The sequence below is a fragment of the Tardiphaga sp. genome (assembly GCF_044336785.1).
In the GTDB taxonomy this organism is placed as follows: domain Bacteria; phylum Pseudomonadota; class Alphaproteobacteria; order Rhizobiales; family Xanthobacteraceae; genus Tardiphaga.
Genome location: NZ_JBIIOT010000052.1, coordinates 1 through 12,167, shown reverse-complemented (window position 1 = coordinate 12,167; position 12,167 = coordinate 1). Strand labels below are relative to the sequence as shown.

General features: G+C 60.4%; 10 protein-coding genes. 3 read left to right on the top strand and 7 right to left on the bottom strand.

Annotation, left to right across the window (positions count from 1 at the left end; translation table 11 throughout):
- Nucleotides 1-28: 28 nt before the first annotated feature.
- From ACIQ2A_RS15695 to ACIQ2A_RS15665, 7 genes are all read right to left on the bottom strand, one after another.
- Entirely contained in the window at nt 29-1,135 is a 1,107-nt protein-coding gene (locus ACIQ2A_RS15695; protein ID WP_398480759.1) for an acyltransferase family protein, read from the bottom strand.
- A 41-nt stretch (nt 1,136-1,176) separates the two neighbouring features.
- Nucleotides 1,177-2,259, bottom strand: a complete 1,083-nt coding sequence (locus tag ACIQ2A_RS15690) for a glycosyltransferase (protein ID WP_398480757.1) — start codon at nt 2,257-2,259, stop codon at nt 1,177-1,179.
- A complete protein-coding gene (locus tag ACIQ2A_RS15685; RefSeq protein WP_398480755.1) occupies nt 2,256-3,650 on the bottom strand; it encodes a VpsF family polysaccharide biosynthesis protein in 1,395 nt (464 codons plus the stop codon). The genes ACIQ2A_RS15690 and ACIQ2A_RS15685 overlap by 4 nt, the downstream gene beginning before the upstream one ends.
- Complete coding sequence (locus tag ACIQ2A_RS15680; RefSeq protein ID WP_398480753.1) at nt 3,647-5,953, bottom strand: polysaccharide biosynthesis tyrosine autokinase; 2,307 nt, start codon at nt 5,951-5,953, stop codon at nt 3,647-3,649. The genes ACIQ2A_RS15685 and ACIQ2A_RS15680 overlap by 4 nt, the downstream gene beginning before the upstream one ends.
- Nucleotides 5,934-7,370 carry an outer membrane beta-barrel protein gene (locus tag ACIQ2A_RS15675; RefSeq protein ID WP_398480751.1) on the bottom strand — a complete coding sequence of 479 codons (1,437 nt, stop codon included), beginning with the start codon at nt 7,368-7,370 and terminating at the stop codon, nt 5,934-5,936. Before ACIQ2A_RS15675 ends, ACIQ2A_RS15680 begins: the two co-directional genes overlap by 20 nt.
- A 316-nt stretch (nt 7,371-7,686) precedes the next feature.
- Complete coding sequence (locus ACIQ2A_RS15670; protein ID WP_398480749.1) at nt 7,687-8,265, bottom strand: polysaccharide biosynthesis/export family protein; 579 nt, start codon at nt 8,263-8,265, stop codon at nt 7,687-7,689.
- Nucleotides 8,266-8,419: 154 nt separating this feature from the next.
- Nucleotides 8,420-9,151, bottom strand: a complete 732-nt coding sequence (locus tag ACIQ2A_RS15665; protein ID WP_398480747.1) for a metallophosphoesterase family protein — start codon at nt 9,149-9,151, stop codon at nt 8,420-8,422.
- 929 nt (nt 9,152-10,080) lie between these two features.
- Here ACIQ2A_RS15665 and ACIQ2A_RS15660 point away from each other — a divergent pair.
- The 3 genes from ACIQ2A_RS15660 to ACIQ2A_RS15650 form a co-directional block, all read left to right on the top strand.
- Nucleotides 10,081-10,809: a sugar transferase gene (locus ACIQ2A_RS15660; protein ID WP_398480745.1), complete on the top strand. Its 729-nt coding sequence runs from the start codon at nt 10,081-10,083 to the stop codon at nt 10,807-10,809.
- A 117-nt stretch (nt 10,810-10,926) separates the two neighbouring features.
- Nucleotides 10,927-11,718 (top strand): FkbM family methyltransferase, encoded by a 792-nt coding sequence (locus ACIQ2A_RS15655; protein ID WP_398480743.1) that lies wholly within the window; start codon nt 10,927-10,929, stop codon nt 11,716-11,718.
- A 74-nt stretch (nt 11,719-11,792) separates the two neighbouring features.
- On the top strand, nt 11,793-12,167 hold a 375-nt coding region (locus tag ACIQ2A_RS15650), incomplete at its 3' end, for a 2-dehydropantoate 2-reductase N-terminal domain-containing protein (protein WP_398480741.1).

Sequence of the window (12,167 nt, the reverse complement as noted above, 5' to 3'; positions counted from 1 at the left end):
TCTCTGCATGCATCACGCTCGCCATCGGTCAGGTCTGCCCGGAGAGCGGCGCCGTGGTCACGCGCGGTCGAAACTGGCGATCATAGAGGTCGTTGAGCGCGCGCCGCATCGGCGTCTCGAAATAGCGCAGTGACAGCACGCTGAGCACGGCCAGCACGATGATCGCCACCGGCAGCAGAGCCAGCTTCCCGCCGGGGAGCACCGGCGCCAGATAGCGCGATGCCAGCGTCAGGACGATGGTTGCGACTGGGATATGCAGCATATAGGACGAGTAAGTGAGGTCGGACCAGCGCTCGAAGCCTAGCCTCGAGAACAGTGTCGTCTGTCCGGCGCAGTCGTGATGGATGGCGAGCAGCGCGATCGCATAGATCATCAGCAGCGCGATGAAAATATTCAGATAAGCGCCGGTCACGACGAAAAGGGCGAGCAGCCCCGTGAGCAGGCCGGGGATCGCGGGAAGCGCAGCGATGCGGTCGCGATAGAGACAACAGGCGATGCCGAGATTGAAGGCCGGCAGTGCACGGAACGCGCCGCCTTTATTGATCCAGTCCGGCCATGGTTCGGTACCGGCCAAGACGGTCACGAGCGTATTGGCGACGAACGGCACCGCGACCAGCAGCAGGATCACCGGCCTGCGGCGGCTGAGCAGGAGTGCCATCAGCGGAAACAGCACATAGCAGAAGAATTCGGCCGACAGCGACCAGCTCGGAAAATTGAACGTCAGCCGTGCGCCATCAATAGCGTGCAGGAGCAGCAATTGCGCCGGGAGGTCAGAGAACGGGTAGCGCGCCGGATTCTCGCCGCGCGCGATGCCGAAAGTGAGCGCCAGCGCGATGGCGAAGTAAAAGGCCAACGTGGCGAGATGCAGCGGATAGATGCGTGCGAAACGGCGCCACAGGAAACGACCGACAGCAGCGGGCGATCCGACTTTGGTGAGATATTGGCTGGCGATCACATAACCGGAAATGACGAAGAACAGATCGACGAACAGATTGAAGTGCCAGGTGTGATCGACCAGAAACCGGCCGACCGACGCATCCTTCACATAATCAGAGTAATGCAGGACCACGACCGCACTGGCCGCGACAATGCGTAGCCCATCCAGATGCCGTGTGTCTGTCCTGATCTCCTGCAAACTTGGGTCCCCGGTTCGGTATGGTTTCGTCGATGGCGTCGTCAGCGCGCGGCCACATTGTCTTTCGATGCAGCGCGCCGATTGGCGCCCGCGGCGAGTTCAGCAATCAGGTCAATGACCGTATCGTGGTCGCTTGCGGCGAGAGCATTCCAGCGCGCGAGATTCTGATTGGCCGCGGCCACATATTGAGGACGCCACTTTGGCGTGGCGATGGCAGCGCCGATCTGCGCAGCAGCATTGCCGTGATCGGACATGTCGATAAAGATGCCGGAAGTGCCGAGCACCTCATGAAACACCGGCGCATTGGGCGCGACGATGGGCAGGCCGGCATATTGCGCTTCCAGCAGCGGCAGGCCGAGGCCTTCGTCATGCGAGGTGCAGAGAAAGATGTCGGCCTGATCGAGCAGGCGGGTGACATTCTCGGCGGATTGATAGCCATGCAGCGTCACGCCGGGCATGCGTTCCAATGTCGTCCAGTCGTCACCCCAGCCTTTGCGGCCGACAATATCGAGCGTGGCGCCAGGAAAGCCATGCTGGCGCAAGGCGCCGACGATATGGCCGGCGGTGACGAAATTCTTGCGCGGCTCCACAGTGCCTAGTGCGACCACACGCAGCGGCGCAGCACTGACATCGCGCGCATCGCGCCCGGTTGATTGCAGATTGAAGACATTGCGCACGGGGGGGCGATAGAGCGTGATCTCGGCGTCGGACCTGGTGTAGGCGCTGATCTTGCGCAGCGTGTCGCGTGAATTGGTGAGAAAGCGCGGATAGTGCTTGAGGGCCATCCTGAACGGCGCCGCCATATACAGCTTGGCGCGGATGTTCAGATCCGCGGACCGCGTGATCAGGAAATCGTCGTGGATATAGGGCAGCACCCGCTCGGCGAACGGGCGCAGCAGCGGGCTCGGCGGGAAGCCGGGGCACAGCAGCAGTGCATTCGACGAGGCAGCCAGGCGCGCGGGCAGGCCGAGGGTCTGCGTCGTGATCATCTGGCGCGTGCCGCGCGACGTCACGGGAACGACATCGAGCGGCTTCAGCGCAGCCTCGGAAAACAATTCCTGGGTGATGCGTTCGAGACCGGTGACATGGCGGCCGAGATGGGTGTGATCGACATAGATGGTCATGCGAACTCCTGATCCCGATACATCGCTTGCCGCGGTCGCATCCGCGGTGGCTGCACGGCAGGCCTGACGTCACGCGGCATCAGCAGTGCGATCAAGAGCACCAATTGCGCCAGTTGAATGTTCTTCGAGGAAAAACTGACCGAACTCGCAGCAATCATCAGGATCAGCAGCAAAATCGACCAAGCGGCCGGGCTTGAGCGTCGCATCAGCTCGATCGCAAAGCAGGTCAGGCCAAGCGTGATCAGCACGGTGTGGACGAGACCGAACTGCACGATGCAGGACACCCAGAAATTCTCGATGCCGTAATTGAGGCCGAGTTGCGATTGCAGCGCATTCACGCGCACGGGATTCGGCCCGAGCACGAGTTCGCCCCACTGGAAATGTGACAGCATGTCGAAGGTCGCAACGCGCGCCAGCGCGCTGCCTTTGTCCGACGTGAAGCGCAGCAGCATCTTGTCGAAAATGCCGAGCGAATAGGCGGCAAAGACGAGGCCGACGGCCGCGAAAATGAGGCAGATGGCGCCGACCGCCACCAGTAGCGGAACGCGCTTGCCGCGCATGAGATTGAAGGCCTCGATCATTCCCATGATGGCCAGCACGGTGAGCACCGTCATCAGCGCCGTGCGGCCGCCAAAGGCCATCAATGAGCCGAGCGCAAAGGTGATCAGGGGAATGCGGATGATCAGCGGCGGACACACCGCGGGCCGCAGTACCAGTGCCATGATATAGGCGGCGACGATGCCGGATGCGGTGAGGGGATGGCCGAGCAGCGCCGCCGAGCGCCACTCGCCAAGAACGACGACGCTACCAAGCGTCAACGGCACGATGCGATGGCCGGAGGCGAATTCGTAATAGCCGATCAGGATATTGAGCAGCATCGCCGCATGGAGCGCCCAGATCAGTGGCTTGCGCTGCTGCGGCGTCAGGCGCCAGATCAGCAGGCACAAAAGCACCGGCAGCAGGAATGTGTCGATGATCACCGTGAAAGGGCGATCGAGCACGAACATCTGGATCAGCAGGGCGAACCAGCAGAACAGATGCACCAGCAGCAGTTTCGCATTGGAGAAAGCGCGGTTGATCTCGCCGATCGGATCGCCATCGCGCATCAGCAGCAACAGCGTCGCCATGAAGGTCAGGAATGTCGTCGGGTGCAGCTTATGGAGGAAGTTGCCGCCGGGGGTCAGGTAACTGATCTTCAGATTGGTCAGCACGCTGCCGGACAGTGTGAAGACCGTGATCATCGCCAGGGTAAGCAAGCCGATAATGGCGACATTGATCAGCTGCGTGACATCCGGCAGTGGACGCCGACGTGGCATGCGCGCGCCATGCGCCGCGGCATAGGCGCTGTGACGTTGCAGGTGATGCGACGATGCCGATCTGGTCAATGTCACCTGGTTGCCCCCGCGGTTGCGGGAACACCATAGGGCTTGAGATAGGCCGAGCTGCGATAATAGTCGTAAAAACGGATCTTCGAGAGATCGACCTGGGTCAGCACGGTGCCGAGCAGGCGGTCATGCACGGGCCCGAGCAGCTCCATCGTATGCTGCACGACTTCGCGCGGCGTCTGGTCCCAGGCCATGGCGAGCAGGATGCGGTCGGCGAGTTCGGCCAGCGCACGGCCATCCACCAACGGGATCAGTGGCGGCGAGTCGATGATGATCAGCTCGTAATGCGATTTGAGCCGTTCGAGAATCTCGACCATCTGTTCGGAGAACATCAGTTCGGTGATGACATCGACATCCTTCATCGCCGGCGATGGCAGGATGGAGAGGCCGCTCGAGCGATCGAACAGCAGCGCGTGCTCCAGCGGCACCTCACCGGTGGCGACCTGGAACAGGCCGGCATCGGCATTGGGGCACAATGCGCGGGTCATGCCGGGGTTGCGCAGGTCCGCATCGATCAGCAGCGTCTTGATGCCGAGCGTGGCGAATGACAGCGCGAGATTGCCGGCAAAGGTGGTCTTGCCTTCGCTTTCGAGACCCGAGGTGACCAGCACCGTTTTCACCGGCGCCACCTTGCGGGCGCGCTGGATCGAAAGGCGCACCGCGCGGATCGCCTCGGCGAAGAACGTGCCGGGCTCCTCGATGGCATAACGCATCAGCGGCGGCTGCAACGAGGCCGGTAGCAGCCGCATGGTGCGTGGATCGTAATTCTCCAGATCCTTCCGCCCGCGCTTGGCACGCGAGGCGAGTTCACGGGCGCCGATCGCCGGCAGCGCGGCAAGCGCTGGCACGCCGGTGATGCTCTCGGCCTGTTCCAACGTCTTGATCTTGCCGTCGAGATAATCCGTCAGGAACGCCAGCACGGTGCCGGCGCCGAGGCCGAGCAGGATGGCGAGGCCGAGAATGAGTTTGGATTTCGGCGCCGACGGAAACAGCGGCACGCCCGCATTGGAGACGATGCGCGAATCCGGCAGTTCCAGGCTTTCCTGCGCCGTCGTCTCCTTGGAGCGCGCCAGATAGGACTCATAGAGCGTGCGATTGGCCTCCGCCTCGCGCTGCAATTCGTGCAGGCGGACGAGGGCCTGGCTCGACGTTGTCGAGACGCCCTGCAGCTTGTCAAAACTGTCCTGCAGCGAGGCTTCGCGCGATTTAGAGACCTCGTAGTCGTGCTTGGTGCTCTCGACGATGCGGCGCAGCTCTTCATTGATGAGCTTTTGCGTGTCCTTCAGCTGCGCGCGGACATTGGCCACCAGCGGGTGGCGCGGGCCATATTTGCTGGTGAGGTCCGCGTCGTTCTTGGCGATATCGGCATATTGCGCGCGCAGCTTGCTCACCATGTCCGAGGACACTGCGGCATTCAGCCCGCCGGCATCGGCGCCGGATTTCGACAGCTGCTGCACCTGATCGAATTTCGCACGCGATTCAGCGGTCTGAACGCGGGCGGCGATCAGCTTGTTGTTGAGATCGGTGATCTGCTGGTCATTGACGGTGACGCCCTGGGCGACCGAGAGATTATTGGCTGCGCGATAGTCGGCGACCGCCTTCTCGGAGACGACGACACGGTTCTTGAGGTCGTCGATCTGGCCGCCCAGCCATTTGGCCGCGATCTTGGTCGAATCATATTTGGCCCGCACCTGCTCGTCGAAATAGGCGGCGGCGACGGCATTGGCGATGGTGGCCGCCTTGGCCGGCGATTCCGAACTCACGGCGATATCGACCAGGAAGGTCGTGCCCTGGCGCACCACTTTCATGCGCTGCTGCAGCATGTCCACCGCATTGGCACGTGCGATCTCCTCGGCGCTGAGGCTGCCGGGTTGTCGCGGGCCCTTGAACAGGTTCTTGATCGGATCGAGCAGGCCAGGCTTCGGCATGAACTCGGGATCCTGGGTCAGCTTCAGCTTGTCGACCACGCGCTGCACGGTCGCGATCGACTGGATCAGCAGCGACTGGCTCTCGATGGTCGCATCGTCAGTGCCGATATTGGTCGGCGTGGTCTGGTTGGTCTCGATCATGGTGGCGCGGCGCGGGTCGACCAGCACCGTGGAGACAGCCGTATAGAGTGTCGTCGCCATCATCAGATAGATGAGGGCGATGGCAGCGAGTGCCGCCGCAGGCGCCAGCGCCACGCGCCAGCGGCGGCGCAGGATGCGGGCCATCTCGCGCAGATCGACGGTCGGTGCCTTCCAGCCCTCGACCGACGTCGGGACGGGCTCCTGCGCAGGATAGGCTTGATCAAAATTGCGCTGTAACATTGATCCCTACCTGGTGCTTGTCGTAGCTGAACAGCGGCGTGCTGCTCTCGCGGGATGTGTAGCGGTGATAGGCCGATATCGCGCTGAACCGGTTCATCAGATATTTGACGCTGGCATTGGTGGTGGTGACGTTGTCGCGGCGGTCCTGGCCGAAGAAGCTGTCGCGCTCATAACCGGCTGAAGCGGACAACACGACATTGCGCAGCAATTCGTAATCGGCGCCGACCTGCACGGCATTGGCGAGCACGCCGGTGGATGACGTGTCCGATGTCTGCGTCACCAGCTGCTCGGCCTTCACATGGATGTCGAGCATCCGCGTCGGGCTCCATGTCAGCTTGGCGCGATAGGATGGGCCGGACACAGTGCCGATCAGCGGATTGTCGAAGCGCTGCTCCACATAGCCGCCGCCGAATTCGCCCTTCACGAGGCGGCCGAGACCGACGGTGAAACCTGACAGCACGCGATAGCCGTTGGAATCGATGGACGAGCCGGGAATGCCACGGAGGTCGCGCTGGTTGCCCTCGGCGCCGGCAAACCAGCCGAGCGACGGCGAGAACGCGTAATCGATGCGGCCATGCACGGCATAGATCTGTCCGTCACGCGCGCTCTGGTCGATGATGCTGCCATCCTGCGCGCGGGCGGTGCCGAACTCATAGGAATCGACGCGGGCGCCCACCGACGTGGTGAGCCGGCCCCATTCCTTGCGCAGCGTCAGATCGCCCGAATACAGATTATAAGGTGTCGGCGTGATCGCATTGGTAGGCGAACTCAGCGATCCCACGCCTTCGTTAAGATGGGCGATCTGGAAACTACCGAGCACCACCATGTCATGGGCAACATCGAACCAGCCTGCGCCCTTCAGGCTCGCATTGGTCTGATCGAGGCTGGAATACTGGTTATAGACCGTGGTCTGCGAATTGAGCTTGAGATCGATGCCGTGGCGTTCCCACAGCGTATGCGCGCGCAGGCTCGGCTCGATGGTCGCGGCGATATCCGCATTTTTCTGCGTATTCGATGCGAAAACATTGCTGTCATAGAGCGCGCCGGTCATCAGCGACGGATTGAACATCCACGAGCCCGAGCGGATGCCGACCGGCTCATAGCCCGGATGCTGGCGCCCCTTCACCGGCGTGTCTTCCGGGGCGACCGGCTCGCCATTGCTATCGCGGGTGTCGCGGTGTTCGAGTTCTGGCAAAGCGGACGGCTCGAAGATGCGTTGGGCGTTCCAGGGCGAGCCCAGCGGATCCATCGTGTTCTGGATTGCCTGGGCGCCGGCAGGCGACGTGACACCGAGCAGAATCGCAGTGGCCGGCCAGGACGCGACCCGTGTGAACCGGCGCAAGACGAGCAACGACGCGCATACGCTTGAGCGCATCGCAATCGCCTTCTCGTCCATCAGTGCCGGCGAACATTTCATCACGCATCCCTTGCGAAGGTGTCGCCCCTTCGCGATCGAACTGTCGTCGAGACTTGATTGCCGCTTAGAAGTTCATCGCAAAGCTTGCAAAACCGGCAAGTCGATGATGAACAAAGCGCCCCCGCTTACTCACGCTCAACACGTCTGATGAAACGGCCCCTTTCGCTCGTCACAACGCTGCATGCGAAGTGAAGTTCATCGCACTGCACAAGATTACGCAGCGCAAAGAGACGAGACTATGGCAGCGCAACAGCGAGACTGGCAGTTGCCACCGGCTGCTACTCATCAAGAGAGAGTGGTGAGAATGAGAAGAGATTTAGAAGTATCTCTCCGGAACGCGCACATTGTCGCCGGGATAGATGAGAACCGGCGCGTCCATCGGATAGATCTCTTCCACCGTCGAGCCTGAGCGGCGGAGATAAACTTTGCCTTCATTGGCACGGTAGGTGTATCCGCCGGCAGTGGCGACGGCATCGAGCACGGTGAGGCCCACGCGATACGGATATTCACCGCTCTTCTTCACTTCGCCGAGGATATAGAAGGGGCGATAGGCCAGCATCTCCACATTGACGCGAGGATCGCGTACGATTCCCTTGGCGAGTGCAGCGGTGATACTGCGTTCTAGCTGCTTGGTGGTGATACCAGCCGCCTTGATCTGGCCCGCCAGCGGAATCGACACATTGCCATTGGCATCGACTTCATATTCGCCGGTGATATCAGGCTCGCCATAGACTTTCAGCCGCACGCGATCGGTCGGGCCGAGAAGATAGGCGCCCGATGGCGAGGCTGAAGAGAGCCGTTGCTGAGCCGACGCGCACGGCACATGGGTGCTGGCGGCGCCAAGCGTGAGCAAGGACAAGACAAACAGACCGGCGAACCGGCGAACCGATGACATGGCAGACCCCCAACTAGATACCAAAACGATCAGAGCATCATTTCGATGACATTTGATCGCGAACTGTCCGGTAAAAAACGGCGAAAGAAAGAAGCCGCAGCGTCCCCACAACGCCAGCGATCGGATTCCGCAGTCGCGCCTTATATGTGTTCTGCTACAGAACCATGATCTCCGTCCCCTCGATGGCGATGCAGGTGAGCACGCCACTTCGCCAAGCGCCGGTGTCGATATTGGCGCGATTGTCCCGAATGTCCGCGTGTGGAACCGGCGTGTGACCGTGCACCACATAGAGACCGTGATCGCTGCTGGAATTCAGAAACTCATCACGGATCCACATCAGGTCATTCGCATCCTGTGCATCGAGAGCGACACCGGGGCGAATGCCAGCGTGAACGAACAGAAAGTCGCCACAGCGCACGTTGTTCCGCAGGCAGCGCAAAAAAAGTTGGTGAGTGGTGGGGAGGGCCGCGCGAAGGGCATCTTGAACCTGGTCGGCCGTTTGCTCGCGCGTCGGCATGATGCCATAGGAGGCCAGTGTGGCGAGGCCGCCGAGCTGACGCCAACCATCCAAAGACGCGGGATTATCGAGAAGGAACTCCTCCATCAATGCTTCGTGGTTCCCGCGCAGGCAGATTGCATGGTTTTGCACCAGGCGAATTGCCAGCAGATCGATCACACCTTTCGAATCCGCGCCACGATCGATGTAGTCACCGACATAAACCTCGCCTGCGAAGGCGATCGGCCGGCGCGCGATGTCCTCATCGATGCGATGGATGACCTCTTGCAGGAGATCGGCGCGGCCATGGATATCGCCGATGGCATAGATGCGTGTCTCAGGCGGCAGCGCCGCCTTGCTCGGACGCTGACTCGAAGGGGTGCGTGGCATGATGGAGCAACTATGACGCGGAATCGGCTGCGGTCAATTTCATTCCCGCATACATCATCTTGTGGTCTGGCGAGATTATGGACGGCAGACGCTGTGATGAAGCCAGTCTGGATTGAATCCAGCTAGTTACGAGACAAGAAATCGAACGACGGCAATGATTGCGAGCCACATCACGACATTCCCGAGAATAATGGCATTGCGAAGCTTGCGATTTGCGCTGCGTGGTCGGTCGGAGAGTGACTGATCCATGACAGTCTCCTCCTTATGTGCGGGGGAGCTTCTGGTCGCATCAACGCGAACAGGCAGGACGAGAAGCTGAGCGTGTTGCAAAGCTTTCGTTGTGTGGGGCGGTGTGGTCTGCCTCAATGCCATGGTCGTAACCGACGATATTCGACTGAAAACTGGCTGTCGGCCCGCAAGTAATGCTCGGCCTTTTAGTATTTGATGAAAAATCAAATTCGAATCGCGCGCGTCGCGTTCGGGCTGCGAACGTGATGAACAAAAGCATGCACCCGTTCGCGATCACGTGCGATCAGAATCTTCACGTGCGATTTTCTGTTTGGTTTTTGCATGGCTGCCCCGAAGTGGGTGCAGTGCAAGGCAGTCATAAACGAGCTAACCGCTTTTCCTCACACAGAATTTTTCGCGGCGCACAATTCCGCGCGTGGCTCGTGCTGCATTGTCATGCACGGCAATACCGTTTTGCGGCCCCAATTCGCGCAAAGAGTTAAACAAACTTCATTGGCCAAAGCTATTCGAAGTGTGGGGCAAGAGACGAACAAGCGCATTCGCATCTGCGAATGCCATGATGCTGACGAACAAGTCATGTGTCACGTCACCCGCGCTGAGGAGAGATTGCCTACCAAAGTTCCAGCAGGGAGCGTCGATCAATGGTCTCTACTGTTTCAGTTGGTCTTGAACGAAACAAAGTGACGCCGCTCTGGGAAGGGCAGCGCTTTATCTCGGTGCGTCCGGTGGAGTTCGCAGGCGGATATGGCGGTTATGGCAACAGCGCCTATCGCGGCCGTCGCAAGGCGGTCGTTCGACGTGAACCATCGGCATCCATCACCAAACGGTTGTTCGATGTCACCGCATCGGGCTCGGCGCTGCTGTTTTTCCTTCCTTTCTTTCTGATTGTCGCTGCGATCATCAAGGCGACATCGCCTGGGCCCGTGTTCTTCACGCAATATCGCTACGGCTATCGCAATCGCAGGTTCAAGATCTACAAGTTCCGTTCGATGCGGAACGATCTCGGCGACAAGCTCGGCGTTCAGCAGACCGTGCAGGGCGACGCGCGCGTGACGGGGATCGGCAAGGTCCTGCGCAAGACCAGTTTTGACGAATTGCCCCAGCTGATCAACGTGTTGAAAGGCGACATGTCTCTGGTTGGGCCGCGTCCGCATGTGCCGGGCATGCTCGCTGCGAACATGCTCTATGAAGATCTCGTGCCTTATTACTTCCAGCGTCACAGCGCGCGGCCGGGCATCACCGGTCTCGCCCAGATCAGCGGTTGCCGCGGCAGCACGGTCGATCCGAAGCTCGCGATTGCCCGTATCGATTACGATCTCGATTACATCGAGGCGTGGTCGATGGTGAAGGACATCCGGATCATCGTGCAGACGGTGCGCAAGGAATTCATTTCCGGCAACGCGTTCTGACCTCAGTGCCTACCTATTAGTAAGAAAGAGTCCGGCCTGCACCGGCTGCACAATGAGTCATGCCGCGCAGCCGGCGGGGCTTGAGATCACAATGGCTTCGAATGAAGGGTGACAGCAATGACCGCCACGCAACGAACCAAGCAAATCTTGAAAGACACATTTCCCGCCATGTGGCTGCGCTGGCGCTTCATGAAACGGCCGAAGACCGCTGAGCGCGAGCTGAACTATCTCGACAAGATCGTGCCGGCGGGCGCCGTTACCGTCGATGTCGGCGCCAATGTCGGGCTCTATACGCAGAAACTGGCAAAGCTCTCCGGCAAGGTCCACGCTTTCGAACCGTCCCGTGACATGGCCACGCTGTTGCGCCGGACGTCGGCTTCCAATGTCAGCATTCACGAGATCGCGCTATCGGATCAGGAAGGCGAGGCCGATCTCTATATCCCGCAGAGTGACGACGGCCTCGTCCATGGCCTTGCTTCGCTCGAGCAGTCGCATGCGCCGAACACCACCAATGTCGTCGCCGCCCATGTGCCGCTGGCGCGGCTTGATGGCGTGATGAAGGATGACGTCGCTTTCGTGAAGGTCGATGTGGAAGGTCATGAACTTAGCGTGCTCAAGGGCGCCACTGGCCTGATCGATCGCTGTCAGCCTGTGTTCCTGGTCGAGGCGGAGGACCGTCATCGCACGGATGCGACAAAATCGATCTTCGAATTCTTCGAGACCAAGGACTATCGCGGCTATTTCCTCTCCGATGACGAAATCGTCCCGGTGGATTTCTTCGATGCCGAGACGATGCAGGATCCCGACGCGCTGCTGCCCAATGGTGGCCGCAAACCCGGGCAATCCTATGTGAACAACTTCTTCTTCTTCCCGCGACATCTCGATGGCGAGTTGCTGCTCAGCAGCTGAGATGGCGCGGATACCTAACTTGGGGGTGTCCGGGTCGTTCTGACCGCGGACTTTTATGTAAGACAGGACATAAGATGCGTATCGCCATGATTGGCGCCGGCTATGTGGGGCTGGTGTCGGGTGCATGCTTTTCGGATTTCGGCCATCACGTCACTTGCGTGGATACCGACCAGAGCAAGATCGATGCGCTCAATCGCGGCGAGATCCCGATCCATGAGCCGGGCCTGGATGCGCTCGTTGCCAGCAATGCCAGGCAGAAGCGCCTGAACTTCGTCACCGACATCACCAAGGCGGTGGGCGAAGCCGAGGTCGTGTTCATCGCCGTCGGCACGCCGTCACGACGCGGGGACGGCCATGCCGATCTCACTTACGTCTATGCAGCCGCCCGCGAGATTGCCAAGGCGATCACCAAATTCACGGTGGTCGTGAATAAATCCACAGTGCCTGTC